Annotated in this window: 26 protein-coding genes; 11 read left to right on the top strand and 15 right to left on the bottom strand. The window is 46.3% G+C overall.

Going from position 1 to position 23,771, the window contains the following annotated elements; translation table 11 throughout:
• The first annotated feature begins 42 nt into the window (after positions 1-42).
• From ACPEPR_RS02600 to ACPEPR_RS02610, 3 genes are all read left to right on the top strand, one after another.
• The gene (locus tag ACPEPR_RS02600) at positions 43-624 is read left to right on the top strand and encodes a carboxypeptidase-like regulatory domain-containing protein (protein WP_423561881.1); all 582 of its coding nucleotides are present in this window, start codon (positions 43-45) and stop codon (positions 622-624) included.
• A gap of 21 nt (positions 625-645) precedes the next feature.
• On the top strand, positions 646-909 hold the full coding sequence (locus ACPEPR_RS02605; RefSeq protein ID WP_423561882.1) for a hypothetical protein: 264 nt from the start codon (positions 646-648) through the stop codon (positions 907-909).
• Between the two features lie 274 nt (positions 910-1,183).
• Positions 1,184-1,501, top strand: a complete 318-nt coding sequence (locus ACPEPR_RS02610; RefSeq protein WP_005176621.1) for a hypothetical protein — start codon at positions 1,184-1,186, stop codon at positions 1,499-1,501.
• A 108-nt stretch (positions 1,502-1,609) separates the two neighbouring features.
• On the opposite strand, the gene ACPEPR_RS02615 is transcribed toward ACPEPR_RS02610, so the two are convergent.
• Positions 1,610-2,401: a nitroreductase family protein gene (locus ACPEPR_RS02615; RefSeq protein WP_104488222.1), complete on the bottom strand. Its 792-nt coding sequence runs from the start codon at positions 2,399-2,401 to the stop codon at positions 1,610-1,612.
• A gap of 97 nt (positions 2,402-2,498) precedes the next feature.
• Positions 2,499-3,299, bottom strand: coding sequence for an enoyl-CoA hydratase (locus ACPEPR_RS02620; RefSeq protein ID WP_005176626.1), 801 nt, complete (start codon positions 3,297-3,299; stop codon positions 2,499-2,501).
• Positions 3,300-3,399: 100 nt separating this feature from the next.
• Here ACPEPR_RS02620 and ACPEPR_RS02625 point away from each other — a divergent pair, with 100 nt between their 5' ends.
• Together ACPEPR_RS02625 and ACPEPR_RS02630 are read left to right on the top strand one after the other, a co-directional pair.
• Entirely contained in the window at positions 3,400-3,969 is a 570-nt protein-coding gene (locus ACPEPR_RS02625) for a nicotinate-nicotinamide nucleotide adenylyltransferase (protein WP_423561883.1), read from the top strand.
• A gap of 59 nt (positions 3,970-4,028) precedes the next feature.
• Positions 4,029-4,613 carry a YceI family protein gene (locus ACPEPR_RS02630; RefSeq protein WP_423561884.1) on the top strand — a complete coding sequence of 195 codons (585 nt, stop codon included), beginning with the start codon at positions 4,029-4,031 and terminating at the stop codon, positions 4,611-4,613.
• A gap of 75 nt (positions 4,614-4,688) precedes the next feature.
• Here ACPEPR_RS02630 and ACPEPR_RS02635 read toward each other — a convergent pair whose 3' ends face one another.
• The 5 genes from ACPEPR_RS02635 to dapD all read right to left on the bottom strand — a co-directional run bounded on the left by ACPEPR_RS02635 (position 4,689) and on the right by dapD (position 8,131).
• On the bottom strand, positions 4,689-5,150 hold the full coding sequence (locus tag ACPEPR_RS02635; protein WP_005176635.1) for a peroxiredoxin: 462 nt from the start codon (positions 5,148-5,150) through the stop codon (positions 4,689-4,691).
• A 156-nt stretch (positions 5,151-5,306) separates the two neighbouring features.
• On the bottom strand, positions 5,307-5,720 hold the full coding sequence (locus ACPEPR_RS02640; protein ID WP_005176638.1) for a hypothetical protein: 414 nt from the start codon (positions 5,718-5,720) through the stop codon (positions 5,307-5,309).
• 16 nt (positions 5,721-5,736) lie between these two features.
• The gene (gene queC / locus ACPEPR_RS02645) at positions 5,737-6,405 is read right to left on the bottom strand and encodes a 7-cyano-7-deazaguanine synthase QueC (RefSeq protein ID WP_160241482.1); all 669 of its coding nucleotides are present in this window, start codon (positions 6,403-6,405) and stop codon (positions 5,737-5,739) included.
• 98 nt (positions 6,406-6,503) lie between these two features.
• Positions 6,504-7,214, bottom strand: coding sequence for a 7-carboxy-7-deazaguanine synthase QueE (queE, locus tag ACPEPR_RS02650; protein WP_423561885.1), 711 nt, complete (start codon positions 7,212-7,214; stop codon positions 6,504-6,506).
• A gap of 95 nt (positions 7,215-7,309) precedes the next feature.
• Positions 7,310-8,131, bottom strand: coding sequence for a 2,3,4,5-tetrahydropyridine-2,6-dicarboxylate N-succinyltransferase (gene dapD, locus ACPEPR_RS02655; RefSeq protein WP_005176646.1), 822 nt, complete (start codon positions 8,129-8,131; stop codon positions 7,310-7,312).
• 305 nt (positions 8,132-8,436) lie between these two features.
• Here dapD and carO point away from each other — a divergent pair, with 305 nt between their 5' ends.
• Positions 8,437-9,171 (top strand): ornithine uptake porin CarO, encoded by a 735-nt coding sequence (carO, locus tag ACPEPR_RS02660; RefSeq protein ID WP_168399850.1) that lies wholly within the window; start codon positions 8,437-8,439, stop codon positions 9,169-9,171.
• 44 nt (positions 9,172-9,215) lie between these two features.
• Here the strand turns inward: carO and ACPEPR_RS02665 are convergent, their stop codons facing one another.
• The 7 genes from ACPEPR_RS02665 to ACPEPR_RS02695 all read right to left on the bottom strand — a co-directional run bounded on the left by ACPEPR_RS02665 (position 9,216) and on the right by ACPEPR_RS02695 (position 16,216).
• On the bottom strand, positions 9,216-10,430 hold the full coding sequence (locus tag ACPEPR_RS02665) for an OmpP1/FadL family transporter (RefSeq protein WP_423561886.1): 1,215 nt from the start codon (positions 10,428-10,430) through the stop codon (positions 9,216-9,218).
• A gap of 264 nt (positions 10,431-10,694) precedes the next feature.
• Positions 10,695-11,618 (bottom strand): CysB family HTH-type transcriptional regulator, encoded by a 924-nt coding sequence (locus tag ACPEPR_RS02670; protein WP_075167787.1) that lies wholly within the window; start codon positions 11,616-11,618, stop codon positions 10,695-10,697.
• A 54-nt stretch (positions 11,619-11,672) separates the two neighbouring features.
• The gene (locus ACPEPR_RS02675) at positions 11,673-12,734 is read right to left on the bottom strand and encodes a sulfate/molybdate ABC transporter ATP-binding protein (RefSeq protein ID WP_005176652.1); all 1,062 of its coding nucleotides are present in this window, start codon (positions 12,732-12,734) and stop codon (positions 11,673-11,675) included.
• 11 nt (positions 12,735-12,745) lie between these two features.
• Positions 12,746-13,639: a sulfate ABC transporter permease subunit CysW gene (cysW, locus tag ACPEPR_RS02680; RefSeq protein WP_075167788.1), complete on the bottom strand. Its 894-nt coding sequence runs from the start codon at positions 13,637-13,639 to the stop codon at positions 12,746-12,748.
• The gene (gene cysT, locus ACPEPR_RS02685; RefSeq protein WP_005176654.1) at positions 13,636-14,469 is read right to left on the bottom strand and encodes a sulfate ABC transporter permease subunit CysT; all 834 of its coding nucleotides are present in this window, start codon (positions 14,467-14,469) and stop codon (positions 13,636-13,638) included. Before cysT ends, cysW begins: the two co-directional genes overlap by 4 nt.
• 83 nt (positions 14,470-14,552) lie before the next feature.
• Complete coding sequence (locus ACPEPR_RS02690) at positions 14,553-15,158, bottom strand: alpha/beta hydrolase (RefSeq protein ID WP_423561887.1); 606 nt, start codon at positions 15,156-15,158, stop codon at positions 14,553-14,555.
• Between the two features lie 47 nt (positions 15,159-15,205).
• A complete protein-coding gene (locus ACPEPR_RS02695; protein WP_423561888.1) occupies positions 15,206-16,216 on the bottom strand; it encodes a sulfate ABC transporter substrate-binding protein in 1,011 nt (336 codons plus the stop codon).
• A 161-nt stretch (positions 16,217-16,377) separates the two neighbouring features.
• Between ACPEPR_RS02695 and pabC the strand changes: the two genes are divergently transcribed.
• The 5 genes from pabC to mtlD all read left to right on the top strand — a co-directional run bounded on the left by pabC (position 16,378) and on the right by mtlD (position 21,862).
• Positions 16,378-17,190, top strand: a complete 813-nt coding sequence (gene pabC, locus ACPEPR_RS02700; protein ID WP_180006692.1) for an aminodeoxychorismate lyase — start codon at positions 16,378-16,380, stop codon at positions 17,188-17,190.
• Between the two features lies 1 nt (position 17,191).
• The gene (mltG, locus tag ACPEPR_RS02705) at positions 17,192-18,250 is read left to right on the top strand and encodes an endolytic transglycosylase MltG (protein WP_104505507.1); all 1,059 of its coding nucleotides are present in this window, start codon (positions 17,192-17,194) and stop codon (positions 18,248-18,250) included.
• Positions 18,251-18,252: 2 nt separating this feature from the next.
• Positions 18,253-18,864 (top strand): dTMP kinase, encoded by a 612-nt coding sequence (gene tmk / locus ACPEPR_RS02710; RefSeq protein ID WP_423561890.1) that lies wholly within the window; start codon positions 18,253-18,255, stop codon positions 18,862-18,864.
• Between the two features lie 61 nt (positions 18,865-18,925).
• On the top strand, positions 18,926-19,345 hold the full coding sequence (locus ACPEPR_RS02715) for a PaaI family thioesterase (RefSeq protein WP_005176662.1): 420 nt from the start codon (positions 18,926-18,928) through the stop codon (positions 19,343-19,345).
• Positions 19,346-19,717: 372 nt separating this feature from the next.
• The gene (mtlD, locus tag ACPEPR_RS02720) at positions 19,718-21,862 is read left to right on the top strand and encodes a bifunctional mannitol-1-phosphate dehydrogenase/phosphatase (protein ID WP_423561891.1); all 2,145 of its coding nucleotides are present in this window, start codon (positions 19,718-19,720) and stop codon (positions 21,860-21,862) included.
• Positions 21,863-21,967: 105 nt separating this feature from the next.
• Here the strand turns inward: mtlD and nadB are convergent, their stop codons facing one another.
• Positions 21,968-23,614, bottom strand: coding sequence for an L-aspartate oxidase (nadB, locus tag ACPEPR_RS02725; protein WP_075174747.1), 1,647 nt, complete (start codon positions 23,612-23,614; stop codon positions 21,968-21,970).
• Positions 23,615-23,771 lie beyond the last annotated feature (157 nt).

Below are 23,771 nucleotides of genomic sequence, written 5' to 3' on the forward strand. Positions count from 1 at the left end.
ACCGTACAATAAACAGCATAATTATAAAAGTGGATAACAAAAATGCAGATGCGAACGGTCATTCCTATTTTTACCAGCTTGATTATGCTGAACGGTTGTGGTGGTGAGAGTGCCAAGATTCAGGAATCTGTCAGATATGCTCAGCCGCTGCATTCCAGTTTAACCCAGTCCCAGTCTGGTACGCAGTCACAAGGCGAAAAGTGGTCAGTTTCAGGTCAGGTATTTGATGCCAGCGGGCAACCTATCGCCCAAGCCAAAATCTATGTGCAGCTGGGCGAACACAACTATTACACCCATTCTCAGACCGATGGCCGTTACACTTTATATCTGCCTCGTGAATATGATTATCCGGATCATATTGCCGGCACGGTCTGGATGGAGGGGTATCAACCGGAAATCCTGTTGCTGTCCTATCAGAACCAGCATTTATATATTGATCAGCATAGCCATCTGGTCCAGCTCAAGCCTTTAACCGAAGCGCATGTGGTGTTTCAGCAGGGGCTACATTTAATTCATCTGGGTGATGATTCACTGGTGAAAAACCCGGAAACCCGAATTCAGACCGCGCCACAAGGACTGGTCTGGAGTGATGGTTTTCAGTACACGCAGGCGCTGCAAAAATAGTATAACCAGCTCTGTATCCAGTTGTATGGCAAGGGCATTCAGAGTCAGTATACCAATCAGGATAAGATTTCCATCTCCAGAAAAAATGACCTGCGTTTAAGTATTACCCAATTGCTGTCGGACAGTCCGAGTTCGGGCGCCTATAGTGCCAATGAGCACTGTTTTCCGTTAAGGCATTTTCAGGTGAATGATCATATTCAGGTGCAAATTAAGTCACATACCTTGGACACCGATCAGGATAATTTTGAGATGCTGAATATTGTGGGTGTCTTAAGAAAAATTTAAAGCAGATTACCTTGCTGAGATAAATAATGGGCTCAATGGAATAGCCTAAGCAAAGAAAGGATCTAATCGATTTTGAAGATTCAATAATTCTCGCTATTCCATTGCCATGTTTCATCCAAACCCATAGCTAAAGCTGGGCAATTGTTTGGGATCAGTACTGTATCTATTCAAACAGATGTAGCGCTATTCAGGATTTAGGTCATTTCTTGCAAACAGCAGATGACAACAGGCCAGTCAATACGGTATGAAAGATAGATCAATACCGGGAGTGACTATGCTAAAACTGATTTTTTATGTGCCTGAATCGCATCTGGAAGCCACCAAAGCTGCTGTATTTAAAGCCGGTGGTGGGGGAATCGGCGATTATGAACACTGTGCCTGGCAGGTGCTGGGCACCGGGCAATTTAAACCCTTACGTGGTGCAGACCCGTATATTGGGGAAGTCGGCACGCTTGAAAAAGTAGAGGAATGGCGGGTGGAAATCATTGTACCGGAAGATAACGCAGCAAATGTAGCCCGTGCCTTAAAAGATAGCCATCCTTATGAAGAACCGGCATTCGAGTTTATTCAGATGATAGATGTGCAGTTTTAATTATTGAATATTGGAATATCTGACAGAGAGGGAGAGCCTTTTAATCAGCTCTCCCTTGTGCAGCAGTCCCGCTTCTCTTAAAGAAAAGTGGGACTTTTTACATCTTGTTTAAACTTTCTGAATAAACAGCGCCCGGTCAAAACGGTATTGCGGGAAGAACACGCCATCTTTCGCACGTTCGCCGGCAGCAATTACCATCACCACATATTGCTGTTCATTCAGCTTTAAGATTTTACGCACCATTGGTTCATCAAAACCTTCCATCATACAGCTGTCAAAGCCATAAGCGCGTAAGGCCAGCACCAGATTTTCACAGGCCAAAGCGGTAGTTTTCGAGGCCCACAGTTTGGCATCGGCCGGATGAAATGCCGACACTGGCAATTGCTTGTCCAAGCTACGTGCCACTTTAAAGGCCACTTTTTTGAAATGACCGAAGGCATTGAAATAGCCAGTTTTATAATTATAGGGAATAAATTTATAGTATTTTTTTACCGGGGCTGGCGCTTCAGGAAACGGGAACTCGGAAATATTGAGTTTGGCCATTTCATCAATGCGGTCGGTGCGTGCTACACAAACAATCAGCTCGGCCGCAGTTCTGGCTGCCAGCTGACTCAGACAGGCTTTGACCAGCTGCTTTTTCTTGGCCGGATTCTGGACCACATAAAAGGTCCACGGCTGTAAATTGGAGGAGTTCGGTGCCAGTAAGGCTAAATCCAGGCAGGCATCTAAAATATCCGCTGGAATGGGCTTGTCGGTAAATTTACGTACCGAACGGCGACTGGTGATGACTTTACGAAAGTTTTCGACATCAATATCTTGTGGTGCCGGTTCGTAATAGCGTTTTTTCTCGGTTGAAGATGATGCAGAGTTTAAAGATGAGGGATCTGAGGAATTTGACATAGGGAACCATCACAAAAAAGATAAAAGAAAGAGAAAACAGCTAAACCATAAAAAAACGTAGGCACGGCAATTGCACCTACGTTGATGAGCATAATACTTAATTAAACTGGGTAAAGTCAGGTTTACGTTTTTGCATAAAAGCCTGTACAGCTTCCATCATTTCCGGTGAGCCGACCCGTTTCATAAAGATTTCCGCTTCATGATCAATACAGTCAATGATCTCATCCAGATTGTGTTTCATTAGCGCTTTGGTCTGTTTGAGAGAGGCCAGTGGCAAGGCGGCCAAAATGTGCGCCTGTTGCTGGGCAGTGGCATATACATCCTCTTCAATACTATTGACCAGACCGGCGTTTAGCGCTTTGTCGCTGTTAAACTTCTGAGCAGTTAGCAGCAGCTCTGCGGCTTTATGGAAACCGGCCTGCTGTACCAGCAGTTTGCTGGACGCACCTTCTGGGGACAGGCCGAGGCTCACAAATGGAATCTGGAACAGGGCAGTGTTGTCGCTATAGACTAAATCTGCATGTAATAACAGCGTGACCCCAATGCCAATGGCTACACCACGCACCGCAGCAATTAGCGGTTTGGAAAAACGTGCAGCAGCTTTTAGCAATACAAAGGGTGGCGTATCTCCAGCTTTGCCTTGCAATGGTGTTTGAATAAACTTCATGAAGTCCTGCATGTCGTTACCGGCACTGAAATCAGCATCGGCTCCGCGTAAAATTACTACGCGGACGTCTTTATTCTGATCGGCTTCGTCCAGTGCCTGCGCAATCCAGAGATACAGTTCACCATACAGGGCATTTTTGGCTTCCGGGCGCTGAATGGCTAAGGTCAGTACGCCATTGTCTAAATTCGCATTCAAATGTGGATGGGGTTGTTGAATACAGCTCAGTGTCATCGTACTATCCTTGCTTTCAATTAATTTGAATTTATGGGCTTATTATGGCGAAAATTATTATTGACGCCACAACTGGTGAGTTCATAAAAGTTGATGTGCTATGAATTATAAATTTGATTATCTTGTGTTTATTGGCCGCTTCCAGCCTTTTCATCTGGCACATATGCAGACCATTTTAATCGCGCTGGAGCAAAGTGAAAACGTGATTTTGGCACTGGGCTCTGCACAAGATGAACGCAATATCAAAAATCCGTTTACTGCCGCTGAACGCCAGCAGATGATTCTGTCCAACTTTAGCCTAGAGCAGCAGCAGCGGATCAAATTTGTGCATGTGGTCGATGTATATAACGATGAAAAATGGCAGAAACTGGTGAAAATGCTGGTGGCCACGGTGGCCGGACCAGAAGCCAAAGTCGGTTTAATTGGCCATTTTAAAGATGAGTCTTCCTATTATCTGCAATTTTTTCCGGAGTGGGAGATGGTCGAACTCGACAGTCTGGAAGGTGCCATGTCTGCTACACCGGTACGTGAAGCCTATTTTCGTGGAGAAATCTGGACTGATGCTTTCCCGCCGGGCACAATCAAATTTTTACAGAATTTTCAGCACACGCCGGTTTATCAACAATTACAAGACAAATATCATGCGCAAGACCGTAGTAATCTCACCTAAGCTCGCCAGCTCCATCTTGTTAACAAGATAAAGCCAGTTGCGCCGCAAGGAGATAAGCGATGAAGTTGAACCCCTCACATACCATAGTTCCAACAGTAAAATACTTGCTGGGTGCGGCCGTTATGCTGCTGGGTATCAGCCCGGCCTATGCCGAGCGCTGGACTTTGACCTCAAAAAGTGAAGTCGGTTTTGAGATTAAGTCCATGGGCGTGCAACTGGTCGGAGGGCAGTTTAAAGAGGTGCAGTCAGTCATGCATTTTGATCCAACAGCACCGCAGCAGGCCTCAACCCAATTTGTGCTAAATGTGGACAGTCTGCAGCTGAGTAAACCGTCTTTAAGACATATGATTCTGGGTGAGGACTTATTCTATGCTCAAAAATATAAAACCGTCAGTTTTAAAAGCACGCGTTTTACCGCTTTAGGTCCTGATCAATATCGTATTGCCGGTAATTTAACCCTACGCGGCGTGACGCGTCCGGTTGTTTTTCATACCAGTTTAAAACCGAATACAGGAAACCCGAAATTGCTGGATGTGCAATCATCAACCCAAATTCAGCGTAGTGATTTCGGTATGAAAAAGGCGATGGGTGGTGTTGGAGAAAAGGTCAATATTCAGCTTAAAGGTCAGTGGCGTGTTCAATAATGAGATAACAATAGACGTGATGAGTGAATTAAAAGCCTGAGCTTGTATCAGGCTTTTTTCCGATCCAGCAATTGTTTAACTGTTGGCTTGTAAGGTTTTTAAATCTTCCAGTACCTGCTCGGCATGTCCTGCAGCCTTGACTTTACGGTATTCCTTGACCAGCTGGCCGTTATGGAAAATAAAGGTAGAGCGCTCAATTCCCATGACTTTTTTGCCATACATATTTTTTTCTTTAATCACATCAAAATGCTGGCACAGCACTTCTTCCTTATCACTGATCAGATCAATCGTCAGGTTCTGTTTGGCAGTAAAGTTCTGATGCGCTTTCACCGAATCACGCGACACGCCAAGAATGGTCGCACCCAATGCCTCAAACTGATCTTTCAGGCCAGAAAAATCTACCGCCTGCGTGGTACAGCCTGGAGTGGAATCCTTTGGATAAAAATACACAATTAACCATTCCGCCTGTAGTTCAGCCAAGTTGATTTCCGCCGTGGTGGTCGGAAAAGTCTGATTCGGTAAGTTCAAGTCGCTCATGATATCGTCCTTTTAGATTGTGTCAGTTTTTAAATTGCCTCTATCATACCGAATTTCCTGCGTTTTCTCACAAATTACCGGTAGAGAAAAATGAACGCAGCAAACTGGGCAAAAAAAAGCCTGCAATGGATGCAGGCCTCTGGAGGAAATATATGATTATTTCTTTTGCTGCGCTTGCGCGGCTTTCATGGCTTCTTCAGTTAAGGTTTTTAATTTACCGGTTAACTGAGGACCAAAACATGCCTGTAAGTCTTTGTTTTGTTTTTGGACAAAAGCAAGAGTACTTGGGCTTTTCTTCTGGTTAATGGTACTTTGGATTTCCCATTTTTGTGCATTGGTCAGCTTGCCATCTGCTTCAACCGCACAGGTACAGTATTTGCTGACTTCAGCAGCGCTTAACTTTTTACCTTTGGCAGTTTCTTCTTTACAAACATTAATCAGCGCCGATTTTACATTGGTGCTTTTATATGCCTGTTGCAATTTGTCTGTGTTGGCCTGAGCAGATGTTGCGAATACGGCTACAGTAGACACAATCGCAGAAAGGATAATGTTTGATTTTAAATTCTTCATAGATTCTACCTTGTCATTACGGTATATAACGTGTTGGATCAGCCACACCTGCGTCTAGGAAACCCTGTTTACGTAAACGACAGCTATCGCATTTTCCACAAGCACGTCCTTGGTCATCTGCCTGGTAGCAAGACACCGTTTGACTATAGTCTACGCCATGATCAAGACCTAAGCGAATGATATTTGCTTTGGATAAATGTAACAAAGGTGTTTCAAATTTGAGTGATTTTCCTTCTACGCCCACTTTGGTCGCCAAACGCGCCATATTGGCAAAAGCCTCAATAAACTCAGGACGACAGTCCGGATAGCCGGAATAATCCACCGCGTTAATACCAATAACAATGGCTTCTGCATCAAATACTTCCGCTGCTGCCAGTGCATAAGACAGGAAGATGGTGTTACGTGCCGGAACATAAGTCACCGGAATACCATCCTGTTCCTGCTCGGGTACCTCAATATTATGATCGGTCAGGGCAGAGCCACCTAAGTTACCTAAATCTATATTAATAACACGATGTTCTACACCCGCACGCTGGGTTAAGGCTTTGGCAGCGTCCAGTTCAGTGGTGGAACGCTGGCCATAACGAAAACTGAGGGCGATACATTCATAACGCGCTTGCGCCCACGCTAAACAGGTTGTTGAGTCTAAACCACCAGATAACAATACAATGGCACGAGGGCGCATCAGAATCTCCAAAATAATAAAAAGCAATTTGAGCCGTGTATAAAGCTTTGCGTTTCGCAGCTTAATTTTGCAAACAGAGCAATTATACAGCAGCCTGATTAACGACCAGTTTCGTCATTCCACAGCAGTTTGTGTAACTGTAGCTGAAAACGAACGGGGAGATGGTCTTCTAAAATCCATTGGGCCAAATCACGGGCCAGTTGCGGCATGCGTGCGGCACCATTTTCAACTTCAAAGGCAGGGGAAAACCAGACGGTACTGACTTTTTTATGCAGTTGATATAACTCTACTTGCTGCTTCGACCATTCATAATCTTCACGGTTACAAATTACGAACTTGATTTGATCATGTGCAGTCAAATAGTCCAGATTTGAAAGCAAATTTCGTGCAACTTCCCCCGAGGTTGGGGTTTTTAAATCTAAAACTTTGGAAACACGCGGGTCTACCTTAGATACATCTAAAGCACCGCTGGTTTCTAGGGACACTTCACAGCCTAAATCTACTAATCGCTGCATTAAAGGCAGTGCATTCGGCTGTGCCAGCGGTTCACCGCCTGTCACGCAGACATACGGTGTGTTAAAGTCCAGCGTGGTCTGAATAATCGCTTCAAGTGACTGACGTTCGCTGCCTTCAAAAGAATAGGTGGTATCACAATAAGTACAGCGCAGCGGACAACCGGTTAAACGGATAAATACGGTAGGCAGCCCTGAGGTATTGGCTTCGCCTTGTAATGAATAGAAGATCTCCGTAATGCGTAAACCCGCAGACGGATCAGAAACAGGAATAGCGGAAGATCGAAGCGTACTCATAACAAATTAACCACCGGGTAGAAAAACAAAAATCTCTACGATCATTGCTAACCGTAGAGATGAGGAGCGATAGCTCCGCTTAAACTAAAGAAAAATTAGTCTTCGCGTAATAAATCGTTCAGGCTGGTTTTCGCACGTGTTTGCGCGTCAACTTTTTTCACGATAATGGCAGCATATAAGCTGTATGTGCCGCATTTAGATGGCAGGCTGCCAGAAACAACTACAGAACCGGCAGGAACACGGCCGTAGTGGATTTCGCCAGTTTCACGGTCATAAATCTTGGTAGATTGACCAATGTAAACGCCCATTGAAATCACAGAACCTTCTTCAACAATCACGCCTTCCACGATTTCAGAACGTGCGCCGATGAAGCAGTTATCTTCAATAATGGTCGGATTGGCTTGGAGTGGCTCAAGTACACCACCAATACCGACACCACCAGACAAGTGTACATTTTTACCAATTTGTGCACATGAACCGACAGTGGCCCAAGTGTCGACCATAGTGCCTTCATCTACATATGCACCAATGTTGACATACGATGGCATCAGCACCACATTTTTCGCCTGGAACGAACCTTTACGTGCAACTGCAGGGGGTACTACACGTACGCCAGCCGCTTTAAACTGTTCTTCAGTCCAGCCTTTGAATTTGGTATCGACTTTGTCATAGAAACGAAGATCACATGACTCAATTGGTTTATTGTCGTTTAGTTTAAAAGATAACAAAACGGCTTTTTTCAACCATTGGTGTACAACCCATTCACCGTCAATTTTTTCCGCTACACGCAGTGTACCGTTATCTAAGCCAGCAATAGCTTCCTCTACTGCCTGACGGATTTCAGCCGGGCAGTCTGCCGCGGTGAAATTAGCACGATCTTCAAACGCTTGTTCAATAATCGTTGAAAGCTGAGACATGATCTTCCTTCCAAAAAAATTTTCAAGATTTTACACTAAATTGAACACGGGTTAGATGAAAATTGGCGCTAAGATCGAAATTAATAATAAAGAAAAATGTTTTCGCTCAATAGAAGAAACATCTGCTTAAACTTTCGCCTCAAAAAAGAGTTATCTTTCAAAAAGAAACATAGATTTGTATCAAAAAATAACAAAAAATGAGCAAAATGTGCATAAAAACTGTGCGGGAACTTCTTTATATTTAAGCTTATCAACAATAGTACGAAACATGAAAAATAAGTTTTTATTTTGAGGAGCATATTACGATGAAATCTTTACATAAAATTTTAGCCATTTCAGTGCTTGCTACAGCAGCAGGTTCAGCAATGGCAGCAGATCAGACAGTCGTGACAGATGAAGGTGTTTCAACTTTCTCTTTCTTTAAACCCGCTGCAGTCCGTGCTGAAGTTGGTACAACAGGTTATGGTGGTGCGATTTCTTGGAGTGCAAACCCATACGTAGGTGTAACTTTAGGTTATAACGGTGGCGATATTTCCTGGTCAGATGATATTTCTGTAAACGGTACTAAATATGATCTAGATATGGACAATAACCTGACATATTTAAATGCTGAAATTCGTCCTTGGGCAAACTGGTTCTATATGGCAGCAGGTGTTGGCTATATTGATAATGATTATGGCTTAGAAAGCCGTACCGGTGCCGGTGGTGTAATTACTGTTGATGGTAACCGTTATCAGACAGTTGGTGCTTCAACTGGACGTGTAACAGGAGATCTATCTTACAAGAATAATATTGCCCCTTATGTAGGGATTGGTTTCTCTCCAGCAATTACCGACCGTTGGGGCGTATTTGGTGAAATTGGTGCGTTTTATAATGGCAACCCAAGTGTAAACTTATCTTCAACAGGTAACTTTGAAGCACTCGATCCAAATGCACCTGATTTTGATACAGCTTTACGTAATGAAGAACGTGAAATTGCCAATGACAACGAATATGAATGGTTACCAGTGGCGAAACTGGGCGTCAGCTTCCGCTTCTAAACCATTTCTATAAAAAACGAGCTTCGGCTCGTTTTTTTATGCCTTTAGAAATGATGGCCAAATCTTAGTCCATACACCCAGGCATGATTGTCCCGATTGACCGAGGCTAGACTGGAAATTTGAGTGCCGGCAAAATTACTGGGTTGAATATGTGGTTGTTTAAACTTTAAATAATAGGCCCCTGCAGCCATAAAACTGTCGGGTCGAAAATAAAATAGCTGGCCTGCGCCGAGGCTATAGTGCCCATCTGCCGGATTTAGGGTCGAGGCCGGATTGCCAATCCCGGAGTCCCAGCCCAGTTCTAACTGACTGATCCAGCGTGCATTCCAGCGATGTAACCCGCCCAGTTTGGCCGACCATTGATCTTTCTGATAATGAATTAATTTAAAGTCTTTAATTTCAGGAACGAATGTTGCGTAAGCATCAATCACGGCGCCAAATTGAGTCGGTTGTATATAAAAATCTTTCCAGTTGACCCAGCGTATACCTGCATAGAGCAGGTTATTGGCACTGATGCCGGTGTGTAAATCCAGATTCAGCGATTCGGGTGTGCGAACCGCGGTATTCTGGTCCGCCACGATCTGCAATTGGCCTTGTGGGGACTGTTCCTGTACCGCTAGCTGATGATGAATGGCCGAACGATAAGTGAACGCCGCACTCATGGCATATTCAGGAATCTGGTAGCGTACCCCGGCCAGCCAACCCCAGGCATCATCTTCAGGGAAATAGGCCTGATAGCCATGAAAAATATAATAGTTTTGTCCCCAAAGCTCTAGGTTTCCCTGAAAAGACTGATGACTGAGTCCTGCATAAAAAGTCCAGTGCGTATCCGGATGATACCCGATAAGTGCGCTAATATTTTCTGTTTTAAAGCGAATGTCGGCAGCTTCGACGTCTAATGGTTGACCATAAAAATCCGGGTTGTAGTTATAGTTGACCTTAACACCAAAGGGCTGATCATAAAGCAGGGCAAAGGAAAACTCTGGATTCAGCTGCAGTTTAAAACCACCGAGAACAAAACGCTGCTCGGGTGCCAGGTTGCCGGTGGAATAGTCATAAATTCCTAACTCGGCCAGTGCAGCCTGATTTTCGACTTGTCCTGCGACATCGGCCTCTAAATGCACCAGGGAGATTTCGGCATAATGATCGGGCTGGAAAAAAATATGCATGGATTGTCCGGACTGCTCCAGCGCTGCTGCAGAGACAGCTTGCACTGGTAAAAGCAGGCTCATCGACACCCAGAAAAAATGGACCTTCATTGGCTGTCCTTTAATTTTTGGTTAAATTATAAAGTATTGATATTTAAAAATTATCTAGCTATTAAAACTGAATTTTCTGAAAAAATAAACAGGTTTAAGTGATCTTTATCCCATTTTTTAGGGATGCTGTAATGTAGTGCAAAATGAGCGTTAGCATAAAATTTAATAAGTGCGGATTGGGTTCATCTGCTTAGTAGATCAACTGGAGTGATATAAAAAAGAGGATGCTGATGCCATCCTCTCCATTTCCATTTTTTGTTGGGGTTAGTCTTCCGGATACGCGACTTTTTTCAGGGCTTTAATGTCGGCTTCAGGTGAGCACAGGGAAATAAACTCATAGCCATAACCACGTAGTAAATGTCCTTTACGCACCGCCAGCCAGGTGGTATTCAGGCCAAAAATATCGGTTTCTATCTGCTTTAAACGATAATCACGTTCCTGGTCATAGGCTACATTGTTGACTACACCCACGCCCATGCCTAATTCGACATAGGTTTTAATGACGTCGGCATCTAGGGCAGACATCACGATATCAACATCAATGCCGGCATCTTCAAAGGCTTTGTCAATTTTAGAACGGCCGGTAAAACCGCCGTGGTAGGTAATAATCGGATATTCCGCCAAATCCTGAATGCTGATCTCGGCTTTATGGGCCAGCGGATGGTTTTGCGGGGTAATAATACTGTGCTGCCAGGTATAGTAAGGCACACTGGCTAGATTGCTTTCTGTGGTTAAGGATTCTGTTGCAATACCAATATCGGCTTCGCCTTGTAGCAGCATCTCGGTAATTTCAACCGGACTGGCCTGTTGCAGAATCAGATGGACCTTGGGAAATTCTTTTTTAAACTGGTTCACAATCGGCGGGAGTACATAACGTGCCTGAGTGTGGGTGGTGGCAATGGTTAGGGTGCCTTCATCCACTTTATTAAAATCATCGGCCAGACGTTTAATATTATCGGCATCTACCAACATGCGCTCAACAATACCGAGTAGGGCCTGACCAGGTTCAGTCAAACCGAGCAGGCGTTTGCCTTTACGGATAAACAGTTGCACACCCAGTTCATCTTCCAGGTCTTTAATATGCTTGCTCACTCCGGACTGGGAGGTGTACAGCGCCGCAGAGGCTTCGGTTAAATTGAAGTTCTGGCGCACAGTTTCTCGAATAATTCTGAGCTGTTGGAAGTTCATGTCCTTTTTTCCCTCAAAAAAGGATGGGGCTTGAAATGCCCCATCGGTGCGCGGTTAAGCGACTTGATTTTCAAATAAATGTAATTGACTTGCTGTCAGCCAGACGGTCTGGTTTGGACGGAACTGATGCAAGCGTGCTTCTTCTGGGGTGAGGGAAATTTCAATTAAGTTCCCTTGACGGTCATTCAGTTCTGCCAGTACTTTTCCTGCAATCCAGACTTCACGTAAGAAGGTGGCCTGAATGGCATTGTCCTGTGGCTGGGCATGAATGGTCAGCTCATCCGGGCGGGCAAAGGCAATAATCTCCCCCTGAGGCCCCTGTTGTGCGCTGGCCAGCTGAATGCGGTCTTCACCCAGCTGAATCAGGCCATTGCTGTTCTGGCCTTCAAAACGGTTGGCCTGACCCAGGAAGTCAAACACAAACGGCGTCGCCGGTTTTTCGTAGACTTCGCGTGGTGAACCAATCTGTTCGATGTTGCCTTTGTTCATCACCACGATTTGATCCGCCACTTCTAAGGCTTCTTCCTGATCATGGGTAACAAAAATAGAGGTGATGTGCAATTCATCATGCAAGGTACGTAACCAGCGGCGCAGTTCTTTACGCACTTTGGCATCCAGCGCACCAAACGGTTCATCCAACAGCAAAACACGTGGTTCAACGGCTAAGGCACGCGCCAGGGCAATACGCTGACGCTGACCGCCAGACAATTGTGCCGGATAACGGTCGGCCAGAAAGCCGAGTTGCACCAGATCAAGCAAACGGGTCACGCGTTTTTTTATTTCAGCTTCCGATGGACGGGTGGCACGCGGACGCACACGTAAACCAAAGGCAATGTTGTCAAAAACAGTCATGTGACGGAACAGCGCATAATGCTGGAAGACGAAACCGACCTGACGTTCACGCACGTGAACATCGGTGGCATCCTGACCTTCCAGAATCACCTGACCGCCATCGGCAGATTCCAAACCGGCAATAATCCGCAGCAGGGTGGTTTTACCACAGCCCGATGGACCTAGGAGAGCCACCAGTTGGCCGTCTGGAAAATCAAGGGAGATGTTGTTCAGTGCATGGAATGCACCAAAGTGTTTTTCAATATTTTTAACTTGAATACTCATGAGGTCATTCCTTAAGAAACTGTTGAATCTTCATTACGTTTGTCCTGCTTTTCCTGACGGATTTCGACCCAGGTTTTCAGGATCAGGGTCACAATCGCCAGCAGGGCCAGCAGGGATGACACCGCAAACGCAGCACTGAAGGTATATTCGTTATAGAGAATCTCAACGTGTAAGGGCAAAGTATTGGTTTCACCGCGAATGTGTCCAGACACGACTGATACCGCACCAAACTCACCCATCGCCCGGGCATTACACAGAATGACACCGTAAATCAGGCCCCATTTAATATTCGGCAAGGTAACTTTCCAGAAGGTTTGCCAGCCAGAGGCACCCAGTACAATGGCCGCTTCTTCTTCTTCGGTGCCTTGTGCTTCCATAAGTGGAATCAGTTCACGTGCCACAAACGGTACGGTAATAAAGATGGTGGCAATGACAATCGCTGGCACGGCATACAAAATCTTGATGTCGTTGTCCATTAACCAGTTGCCCATCCAGCCCTGAGTACCAAAAATCAGTACCAGCATCATCCCGGCAATGACCGGAGAGACCGAGAACGGCAAATCAATGATGGTGGTCAGAATCGATTTACCCGGGAAGTTAAACTTGGCCACCGACCAGGCTGCGGCTACACCAAACACCACGTTGAGTGGAACGGCAATGGCCGCGGTGAGTAAGGTCAGTTTGACTGCAGATAAGGTATCTGGATGTACCAGCGCCTGGGTATACACGCCCACACCTTGTTTAAAGGCTTCAACGAACACCAGAATTAACGGCAGAATCAGGCAGCTCAGGAAGAAAATCAGGGCAATGGCCAGTAAGGTGTAGCGAACCCAGGTCGGTTCACGGGTGGCATCACGCGATTGCAGCTTGTCGGCCAAAGCATTGCTATTGGTATTTAAACTCATCGGGCTGTTCTCCCTGTACGACGGCTGGCCCATGCTTGTAACAAGTTAATCAGGAACAGCATCACAAATGAAATCAGCAGCATTACCACCGCAATAGTGGTTGCACCGGCATAATCATATTCTTCTAAACGGGAGATAATCATCAGCGGGGCAATTTCAGTTTCAAAAGGCTGGTTCCCGGCAATGAAGATTACCGAACCATATTCACCCACGCCACGGGCAAAGGCCAGGGCAAAACCGGTAATTAATGCCGGCAGTAAAATCGGGAAAATCACTTTGGTAACAATCTGCAGACGGTTTGCGCCCAAGGCAGATGCCGCTTCTTCCAGCTCGGTTTCCAAATCGCTGAGTACCGGTTGTACGGTACGCACCACAAATGGAATACCAATGAAGATCAGGGCCAAGGTAATCCCGATTGGGGTATAGGCCACCTGAATGCCTAAAGGTTCCAGATACTGACCAATCCAGCCGGTCGGTGCATATAAAGAGGTCAGGGCAATACCGGCCACGGCGGTCGGTAAGGCAAAAGGTAAATCGACCAGCGCATCAATCAGGCGTTTGCCCGGAAAGCGGTAACGCACCAGACACCAGGCCAGCAATAAACCAAAAACGACGTTCACCAGCGCTGCGATCAGCGCAGCACTAAAACTTAACTGCAAAGATTTTAAGATACGTTCAGAACTTAAAATTTCCCATAAACCTTCCCAGCCAATGTCCAGCGATTTTAAAAATACGGCAGACAAAGGAATCAGAACGATTAATGATAAATACGCTAGGGTAAAGCCTAGAGAAAGACCAAATCCTGGCAGCACTCGGGACCGCTGCGACATGATTACTCCTCAAAGAGAGAATGCGGGCTGAAATCAGCCAGCGAAAAATAAATAAATTTCGGCACAAGCATAATTTGCGAGGGTTAAATTGCAAATTTAAATAAATACTTGCTGTCATCAGTAATACTGATATGCTGCATAGCCTTTTCTGAAATCAGGTAGTTCCAGAGTTCAGGAAAAGGACCAAAACCAGAGGCGACATTAATATGCCCGACATGGCCCAAGCTCACTGGCTCTAATTGCCAGGACTGCGCCAGTTCCAGTGCATGTTCGGCATTTAACCAGGGATCATTTTCACTGATCAGCATGCTGGCGGGAACCTGCACTTGCAGCTGATGAAAATAGTCCCGATAGTCATGCTGGCTGTCACGGGCAAAACCGGCTTCACCAAAACGGCCCGGATTGGCCGGCGCCACCAGTACCAGATTCTTGACCTTGTATTGCAGCGCCGGGTATTGCGCCAGAGCGGCCACGGTAGTCAGGCAGCCAAAGCTATGCGCCACAATTTGCAGCGGTGCATCAATCGCCGCCACGGTGCTTCGGAACTGTTCTACCCAGGTTTCGAGTACCGGGGCATTCCAGTCCTGCTGCTCGACGCGGGAGCAGGACATGAGCTGTCGTTGTAACCAGGATTGCCAGTGGCCATATTCACTGCCACCCACGCCCGGAACAATTACGGTATGAATCATGTCGATGCTCCTTTGCTTACCCTGCAGTTGCTGATGCTACAGCTGAATTATTTCGCGCTATTGGCTTTTACAATTTGGTCGAAAATACCGCCATTTTCAAAATGTGCAGACTGGACTTTGGCCCAGCCCCCAAATTCCTGATCTACCGTGACCAGCTTTAACGGCTTAAAGACCTGGCTGTATTTCTTTAATGCTGCTTCGCTACGAGGACGATAATAATGTTTGCCGGCTAAATCCTGTCCGAGTGGGGAATACAGGAAGTTTAAATAGCCTTGGGCCAAATATTTGTTGCCGTGTTTTTCGGCATTTTTCTCAACAATGGCCACCGGCGGTTCTGCCAGTACCGACAGGTTTGGGGTAATAATTTCAAATTTACCCGGCTGCTCACGAATGGCTAAGTGCGCTTCATTTTCCCAGGCCAGCAGTACATCACCAATGCCACGCTCGGCAAACGTGGTGGTTGAACCGCGGGCGCCTGAATCCAGAACTTTGGTGTTTTTATAAATTTTACGGACAAATTCCTGTGCAGTTTGATCATTGCCACCCGGCTGATGTTTAGCCCAAGCCCAGGCGGCCAGATAGTTCCAGCGTGCACCGCCTGAGGTTTTCGGGTTCGGGGTAATAATACCTACGCCCGGCTTGACCAGATCGCCCCAGTCCTGAATCCCTTTCGGATTACCTTTACGTACTAAAAATACAATGGTCGAGGTATAAGGCGTCGAGTTATACGGTAATTTCTTTTGCCAGTCTGCCGGAAACAGTTTGGCTTTTTCCGCAATTACATCAATATCGGCAGCCAAAGCCAGCGTCACCACATCGGCACTCAGGCCATCAATTACGGCACGGGCCTGTTTGCCTGAACCACCATGCGACTGTTTAAAGTTAATTTTTTGTCCGGTCCGGCTTTCCCAGTATTTGCCGAACTGTTTATTCACATCATCATATAATTCACGGGTCGGGTCATACGACACGTTCAGAAAATCTTTTGCAGCAACACCAAAAGAGGATGCCGAAATTAATGCGGCCAGTACCCCAATTTTTAATTTTGTAAAACTCATGACTAACCTCGAATTTTTCGCTGTTTTGTAACATGAGGCAAGAATAGCGCCAGTCTTATTCCTAAAAAAATAATAAAAAATGTATTTTATATGAATAAAAAAGAAATATAAATAGATCTTCCATTCTTACACTAAAGCCAGCTCAAATGGATACTTGTTGTATGCAATGTTTTAAGAATGCTGAGGAAATATCGGCCGTTTCAGTGCTGGACCGTGCCTTTCATTATGGCGATGGCTGCTTTAGCACCGCGCGCATCCGCAATGGCCAGATTGAACTGGAGGCCTTACATCTGCTGCGGCTACAACGCGGCTGTGAGCGTTTGTATTTAAATGCCAATCTGGCGTTTATCCAGCAGTCGATTCAACAGCTGCAGCAGCATTATCCGCAGGTTAATGGCACCTTAAAAATCATCATTAGTCGGGGAGATGGACAGCGCGGTTATAGCCTGCCCGCACAAGAGGCTGATGTCTGGGTCTTCTTTTATCCCAAAGCAGTGGATGATTTTCACTATGAAAAAATCGCCAGTGGTGTGTTGAAACAAGCGATGGGGCTGAGTATGCCACATCTGGTCGGCATCAAAAGCCTGAACCGTTTAGAACAAGTGATACTGAAAAAAGAAGCCGATGCGCAGGGTTGGCCGGAAGCCTTGGTGACTGATGTGCAAGGCTCGGTTGTTGAAGGGGTGAGCAGTAATTGTTTCATTCTTATAAACAATGAATGGATTACGCCGGAACTTCGTTATAATGGCGTCCACGGCGTGATGCGGGCTGAAATTCTGGCCCGTATGCAGCAGCACGGCATTTCCTGTCGCCAGCGTTATGTCGATATGGAAGAAATTGCGCAGTTCCAGAGTCTGTTTTTCTGTAATGCGCTCAGTCCGATGAAAATCGTGACCCAGCTCGATGCACGCCTTTTAGATGTTCAAGCCTGTATTGAACTGTTTAATCGTCTTCAATTGAATCAGATGCATTAATATGTCTTCATCCCGCTCTAAAACGAAAAAGAAAAACAAGCCTCGTTCCCCATTGCCGATGAAAGGCATTTTAACCCTGTTACTGGGCGTACTCCTCATTGTCGTAGTCATCCTCTGGTCCAGCCTGTTTAAAGACTATCCGGTAAAAGGCCAGAAAGAATTACTGGCCATTGGCGATGGCGATACCTATTCCGGTTTTATTGATCGTCTGGAAAAAAATGATCAGGTCAGTTTTCCGATTATTCTGAAGCTGTATCAGAAAATCATGATTCATGATTCGATGAAAGCCGGGGTTTATGAAATCCAGCAGGGTATGAGCATCCGTGAAGTCATGGAAATGATCTCCAATGCAGAAAATGCGCAGATGAACCGGATTCTGGTCATTGAAGGCACCACCTTTAAACAATTGGTGCAGCATCTGCAAAAGGATGAGCTGGTGACTAAAGAAGTCAGCCATCTGCCGACCGATCAATTATTAAAAGCACTGAATATTCCGTTTGAGCATCCGGAAGGCCTGTTTGCGCCAGATACCTATTTCTTTGCCAAGGGCGAATCGGATCGTAAAATTCTGACCGATTTATATCAGCGTCAGATGAAAGCACTGGATGAAGCCTGGGCCAACCGTGCACCAGATTTACCGTACAAGAATAAATATGAAGCGCTGGTGATGGCGTCGATTATTGAAAAAGAAACCCATGTCGATAGCGAACTGCGTCAGGTCTCTGGCGTATTTGTGCGCCGTTTAAAGATTGGTATGCGTTTACAAACTGACCCGACCGTCATTTACGGGATGGGCGACAAATATCAGGGCAATATTACCCGTAAGGATTTACGTACCCCAACGCCGTACAATACCTATACCATCTATGGTTTACCGCCAACACCAATTGCACTGCCAAGCAAACGCGCGATTGAAGCAGCAATGCATCCGGATGATTCCGACAATCTCTATTTTGTCGCCACCGGTGATGGCGGACATAAATTCAGTACCAATCTGCAAGATCATAACCGCGCAGTTCAGGAATATCTGGCGGTCATTCGTGCGAAGAACAAGGAGTGAGCATGTTTATTAGCTTTGAAGGCACCGAAGGGGTAGGTAAAACCACGCTCATCCGTCGTATTTATGAACATTTGCAGGCCCAAGGCAGCGAAGTAGTGCTAACCCGTGAACCGGGTGGCACCCCGATGGCCGAGCAGATTCGCAGTCTGCTGCTTTCAGTCAATCATGACGAGCAGATCTGTAATGATACTGAATTACTGCTGATGTACGCAGCGCGCGCCCAGCATCTGGCGCAGGTGATTCTGCCTGCACTGGCAGCTGGCAAAACGGTACTCTGTGACCGCTTTACTGATGCCAGCTTTGCCTATCAGTGTGCTGGGCGTGGCCTAAGCCGGGAAAAGTTGCAACTGCTGAACCAGAATTTTGTTTCGCACATGCCGGCTCTGACTTTCTGGCTGGATGCACCGATTGAACTGGGCATGTCCCGTGCGCGTGAACGTGGTGCGCTGGACCGTTTTGAACAGGAAAAAGTCACCTTTTTTGAAAAGGTGCGTGCTGGTTATCAGGAGTTGTGGCAGGCAGAACCAGAACGGATTAAACGTTTAGATGCCACCCAAAGTCCGGATCTGGTCTTTGCCGAGGCGCTCAAATATTTACAGACAGTCGCTGCTTAAATTTGGGTCAAGACTAAAAATCTTCTATAGTAGCGTGATGATAGAGGATTTTTTGATCACAATGAAAAGTAACCGTGCTGAAATTATTGAATTTTTACAACAAGAATTTCCCCAGAGTCTGGAAAAATGTGAGATTGATGCGGTCACGCCAATGGGTGCCTGCTTGACCTATCGGGTTGGGGAAAGTGAATTACGTCCGGGTGGCACGATCTCTGGTCCGACCATGATGACGGCTGCAGATCTGGCTTTATATGTAGCCATTCTGGGCCAGATTGGGATTGTCGGGTTGGCGGTCACCACCAACCTGAATATCAATTTTTTACGCAAACCCGCTGGTGGAAAAAACCTGCGGGCGGAATGCCGGCTCATGAAACTGGGTAAAAGTCTGGCCGTGGGTGAAGTCTGGATTTATTCAGTCGGGCAGGAGGAACCGGTGGCGCATGTGACCGGAACCTATTCAATTCCACCCCAAGTGGCTTGATTCTCAGGTCACTTGTTCTTTTGATCTGGCTCGCTTGATTTTATCCTTTTCTTACTCGTCTTAATTTTGCCTGCTTCAGTTTCTTCGCCAATCTGGCGTTTCCAGCTTTTTATTTTTTGAAGTACCTTCTTTCAGCTGAAAAGTCTCATTCTCCTGAATTGTTTAAAACTTATCCTTATATTTCAGCAAAATCGCTTTATTGATTTACATGATGTTACTTATTAATTACTCAAAGTTACATATCTTAAATCTTACTCCAATCAAGTGGTTAATTTTTAACCTTAAATATTTCATTCTTTGTCTAAGGTGTTGTTCCCTCAAAAATTGCTCTAGGCTCTAGGCCTGTTGAAAAATGATCAAATGAGGGGGGGAATGCTTAAATTTAAAAATAAAATGATCCAGGGCGCAATTTTCGATATGGATGGCACAATGTTTGATACTGAGCGTTTACGGTTTCAAACCTTGAAACAGGCATCTCGGGAATTGATTGGAGTCGAGTTCAGCGATGACTATTTAATGGGTTGTCTGGGGCTGAGTGCACGGAGTGCCAAACAGCTGGCACAGGCTGAATATGGTGAAGATATTCCCTATACCGAAATTCGCCAGCGTGCCGATGAGCTGGAACTAGAAAGTGTGCGTCAGTTTGGCGTGCCGATTAAAACCGGTTTGCTACAGGTACTGGAGCGCCTGCGTAAATCCGGACTGCGCATGGCAGTGGCGACGTCCAGTCGCCGCGCCATTGCCGAGGAATATTTAATTAATGCCAATGTCTATAAATTTTTTGATGTACTGGTGTGCGGAGATGAAGTCCAACGTGGCAAACCGCATCCGGAAATTTTCCTGACCGCTGCGCAAAAGCTGAATCTCTCCGCCAGTGACTGTTTTATGTTTGAAGATTCAGACAATGGTGTGACCTCGGCCTATGAGGCGCAGGGCATTACCGTGCTGCTGCGGGACATAAAAGCACCGAATGAACAGATGCTGTCCAAGGCGCATTACTACTATGAAAGCATGGAAGATTATCTGGAAGATTTAAACCTGTATATTCCGGCCTTGGGCATGCCCAGCCTGCAGGAAGCTTTTCCACAAACCTTGAACCAGCTAACCGTCGGAATCCATGGTTTTGGCGCGATTGGCGGGGGGTATCTGGCACAGGTATTATCGCATTGGGATGGTTATACGCGTCCGAAACGGATTTATGCCTCTACCCGTAACCAGCTGTATCGCTCTGCGGTGAATGCTTTTGGCACCTATTGCATTCGTTATGGGCAAATGTCCTATGATGAGCGTATTGAAAACATGAGCATTATTGATGCAGATAACCTGCAGCATATGCAGGAAATGTATATCGAGTCCAGCCTGATTGCCTTGTGTCTGCCAGAAAAAGCGCTGAGCAGTGAAGCTGAGGTGATTGCGCAAGGCCTGTATGCACGTTATCTGGCCCATCAGGATCAGCCGACTGCGCCTTTAACCGTGCTGATTATTTTAAATAAAGTTGGTGCCAAGCAGTTATTGCTGGAGCATATCCGTAAAGCCCTGGTGGCCTTAAGTGATGTGCAGACCGCACAAGCCATTTTAGCGCAGCATTATTTCTGCGATACCGTGGTCAACCGTATGGTATCCAAACTGACTGACCAGAACCTGTACCGCCAGCTACGGATTAAATACAACATCTTCAAGCAGTCGCAAACGGAAGATGAAGCCGAGCCGGTTGAAATTGAGGATAACACCCGTTTGCAGCCGGAGCAGGAACGTCAGGCCAGCCTGTATGTGGAAGATTTGCGCCGTAATTTCCAGCCGAGTCATATTCTACAGACCATGGATCTTATTCTGTTTAATGCAGAAATCGACATGCCAATTTATGTAGAAAATGCCAGTCCGTTACTGCAAAAAATGCGGCAGATGATTCTGGTCGAAGACATCAGTGAAATCCAGCTGATTAAAAACCGGCTCTGGAACGGGGTGCATGCCATGCTTGCCTGGTATGCCAGCCTGCGTGGTCATCAAACCATTGGTGTGGCTCTGGCCGACCCGCAGATTGAACAGTTCATGCAGCAGTTGTTACAGCAGGTTCAGCAGGGACTGGCGGTGGTGTTACCACACCGGCAACACGACCTGCATGCACTGGCACAAAGTTTTGCAAACTCCTGTGTCCATGCCTATAAAGACCCGTGTGCGCGGGTGGCGCGTGATCCGCTACGCAAGCTCAGTGCATCCGAGCGGGTGTTAGGTTCAATTGCCAGCAATGCCCAGGCCGGGTTGCCGTATCAGTTTTTGGCACAAGGTGCTTTATTGGGCTATGTCTATGCGGTGCAAACCCATCAGCTGACCGAGGCGCAGGCTTTGGCACATTTACAGACACAATTGCAGCAGCCACATTTCTCGGCACAAGTGGCACTGACTTTACGTAATTATGTGCAGACCTATCTGCCGCAATTGCTGTCCGGAGTGCTAGAACCTGAGCAGTTGCCATTATTAAAGCCAACCTCGAGTGCAGCGCAATATGCTTCAACTTGAGGAACCATCCGGCTGAAACCATTTTTGGCTGATCCCAATAAAAAACCGAATCACATCCTGCGATTCGGTTTTTTATCTTTCAGAACTGAAGATGGCATAAGCGTTTTAAGCCGGCACATCCTCATTCACCAATGGCGTTTCTACCTGGAAGTTTGGCGGCGTGAGGACAGTTTTACGCAGCTCATCTGCCAGTTCTGGATAATCCAGGGTGTAATGCAGGCCACGCGATTCTTTACGCTGCATGGCACAGCGCACAATCATTTCTGAAACCAGCACCAGATTACGCAGTTCAATCAGGTTTTTACTGACTTTGTAGTCCTGATAATACTCGGTAATTTCACGTTTCAGCATTTCAATACGGTGCAGGGCACGTTGCAAACGCTTGGTGGTGCGGACAATTCCGACGTAGTTCCACATGGTGGCGCGCAGTTCATCCCAGTTTTGTAGAATTACCACATCTTCATCGGGATGGGTCACTTGAGAATCATCCCAGGCCGGCACATTTGGTGATTGATAATCGGGCTTGAATTCAGCCTGAATATGTTCAGCAGCACTCATGCCATATACAAAACATTCTAAAAGTGAGTTACTGGCCATACGGTTAGCACCATGCAGGCCGGTATAAGACGTTTCACCAATGGCATACAGGCCGGCAATATCGGTCTGGCTGTGTTCATCAACCACTACACCGCCACAGGTATAATGCGCTGCCGGGACCACCGGAATCATATCTTTGGTAATGTCGATGCCCAGTTCCAGTAAACGCGCATACAGGGTCGGGAAGTGTTCTTTAACAAATTCGGCCGGTTTATGGGTGATGTCTAGCCAGACATGACGAATCCCCAGACGCTTGATTTCAAAGTCAATTGCACGTGCCACAATATCACGTGGTGCCAGTTCGGCACGTTCGTCAAAACGTAGCATAAAACGTTCACCATCTGGCAGGCGTAAATAGGCGCCTTCGCCGCGCATGGCTTCGGTAATCAAGAAGGAACGGGCTTGCGGATGGTATAAGCAGGTCGGATGGAACTGGTTAAATTCCATATTGGCAACACGGCAACCGGCGCGGTAGGCCATGGCAATCCCATCACCGGTGGCAATATCCGGGTTAGAGGTGTACAGATAGGCTTTCATGGCACCGCCGCAGGCCAGTGCGGTAAAGGGCGCCAGGAAGGTATCAATCTGGTCGGTGTTTTCATCCAGGGCATACAGGCCCAATGCACGATTGTTACCGGTTTGACCGAGTTTCTGTGTGGTAATCAGGTCAATGGCAACAAAGTTTTCAAAAATCTGGATATTCTGTTTTTCTCTGGCCCGCTGGACCAGTGTCGTTGAAATGGCACGTCCCGTGGCATCTGCTGCGTGAATGATCCGGCGCTGGGAGTGGCCGCCTTCACGGGTTAAATGCAGTTGTTCCTGTTCATCGAGGGTAAATTGAACGCCATGTTCAAGCAGGAAATCGACCGAAGGTTTACCGCCCTCTACAGTTTGTTGCACGGCATTCAGTTCACATAAATGCGCGCCTGCAATCATTGTGTCATCTATATGCTGTTGAATAGAGTCGGTTTCATCCAGTACGGCTGCGACCCCACCTTGGGCATAAAAGGTGCTGGCATCAGTCAGGGCCGACTTGGCCAGCACGGCAATTTTAAAATGAGCTGGTAATGACAGTGCCAGACTTAAACCTGCGCCGCCACTACCCACAATGATCACATCAAAATGATGAGTTGCATGTAAATTAGACATGTCCATCAGCTAATTTGAAAAAAGTCTGGTAATGACAACGCTTTTTAAAACAAAAGGCAAGGGTCAAGATGCTTATTAATGATGAGAAAAAGCAATAAAACTCCATTTTATAAAAAATGGCATAAGCACTTGTATCCTGTTGAGGAATTGAACATATTATTAC

This window comes from Acinetobacter sp. AND/436, from assembly GCF_049546925.1.
Classification (GTDB): Bacteria; Pseudomonadota; Gammaproteobacteria; order Pseudomonadales; family Moraxellaceae; genus Acinetobacter; species Acinetobacter indicus.

Excerpts from the sequence above, each read along its gene's own strand:
- ACPEPR_RS02600 (WP_423561881.1), top strand. The coding sequence starts at position 43 with ATGCAGATGCGAACGGTCATTCCTATTTTTACCAGCTTGATTATGCTG.
- ACPEPR_RS02610 (WP_005176621.1), top strand. The coding sequence starts at position 1,184 with ATGCTAAAACTGATTTTTTATGTGCCTGAATCGCATCTGGAAGCCACC.
- ACPEPR_RS02615 (WP_104488222.1), bottom strand. The coding sequence starts at position 2,401 with ATGTCAAATTCCTCAGATCCCTCATCTTTAAACTCTGCATCATCTTCA.
- ACPEPR_RS02620 (WP_005176626.1), bottom strand. The coding sequence starts at position 3,299 with ATGACACTGAGCTGTATTCAACAACCCCATCCACATTTGAATGCGAAT.
- ACPEPR_RS02625 (WP_423561883.1), top strand. The coding sequence starts at position 3,400 with ATGAATTATAAATTTGATTATCTTGTGTTTATTGGCCGCTTCCAGCCT.
- ACPEPR_RS02630 (WP_423561884.1), top strand. The coding sequence starts at position 4,029 with ATGAAGTTGAACCCCTCACATACCATAGTTCCAACAGTAAAATACTTG.
- ACPEPR_RS02635 (WP_005176635.1), bottom strand. The coding sequence starts at position 5,150 with ATGAGCGACTTGAACTTACCGAATCAGACTTTTCCGACCACCACGGCG.
- ACPEPR_RS02640 (WP_005176638.1), bottom strand. The coding sequence starts at position 5,720 with ATGAAGAATTTAAAATCAAACATTATCCTTTCTGCGATTGTGTCTACT.
- queC (WP_160241482.1), bottom strand. The coding sequence starts at position 6,405 with ATGCGCCCTCGTGCCATTGTATTGTTATCTGGTGGTTTAGACTCAACA.
- queE (WP_423561885.1), bottom strand. The coding sequence starts at position 7,214 with ATGAGTACGCTTCGATCTTCCGCTATTCCTGTTTCTGATCCGTCTGCG.
- dapD (WP_005176646.1), bottom strand. The coding sequence starts at position 8,131 with ATGTCTCAGCTTTCAACGATTATTGAACAAGCGTTTGAAGATCGTGCT.
- carO (WP_168399850.1), top strand. The coding sequence starts at position 8,437 with ATGAAATCTTTACATAAAATTTTAGCCATTTCAGTGCTTGCTACAGCA.
- ACPEPR_RS02665 (WP_423561886.1), bottom strand. The coding sequence starts at position 10,430 with ATGAAGGTCCATTTTTTCTGGGTGTCGATGAGCCTGCTTTTACCAGTG.
- ACPEPR_RS02670 (WP_075167787.1), bottom strand. The coding sequence starts at position 11,618 with ATGAACTTCCAACAGCTCAGAATTATTCGAGAAACTGTGCGCCAGAAC.
- ACPEPR_RS02675 (WP_005176652.1), bottom strand. The coding sequence starts at position 12,734 with ATGAGTATTCAAGTTAAAAATATTGAAAAACACTTTGGTGCATTCCAT.
- cysW (WP_075167788.1), bottom strand. The coding sequence starts at position 13,639 with ATGAGTTTAAATACCAATAGCAATGCTTTGGCCGACAAGCTGCAATCG.
- cysT (WP_005176654.1), bottom strand. The coding sequence starts at position 14,469 with ATGTCGCAGCGGTCCCGAGTGCTGCCAGGATTTGGTCTTTCTCTAGGC.
- ACPEPR_RS02690 (WP_423561887.1), bottom strand. The coding sequence starts at position 15,158 with ATGATTCATACCGTAATTGTTCCGGGCGTGGGTGGCAGTGAATATGGC.
- ACPEPR_RS02695 (WP_423561888.1), bottom strand. The coding sequence starts at position 16,216 with ATGAGTTTTACAAAATTAAAAATTGGGGTACTGGCCGCATTAATTTCG.
- pabC (WP_180006692.1), top strand. The coding sequence starts at position 16,378 with ATGCAATGTTTTAAGAATGCTGAGGAAATATCGGCCGTTTCAGTGCTG.
- mltG (WP_104505507.1), top strand. The coding sequence starts at position 17,192 with ATGTCTTCATCCCGCTCTAAAACGAAAAAGAAAAACAAGCCTCGTTCC.
- tmk (WP_423561890.1), top strand. The coding sequence starts at position 18,253 with ATGTTTATTAGCTTTGAAGGCACCGAAGGGGTAGGTAAAACCACGCTC.
- ACPEPR_RS02715 (WP_005176662.1), top strand. The coding sequence starts at position 18,926 with ATGAAAAGTAACCGTGCTGAAATTATTGAATTTTTACAACAAGAATTT.
- mtlD (WP_423561891.1), top strand. The coding sequence starts at position 19,718 with ATGCTTAAATTTAAAAATAAAATGATCCAGGGCGCAATTTTCGATATG.
- nadB (WP_075174747.1), bottom strand. The coding sequence starts at position 23,614 with ATGGACATGTCTAATTTACATGCAACTCATCATTTTGATGTGATCATT.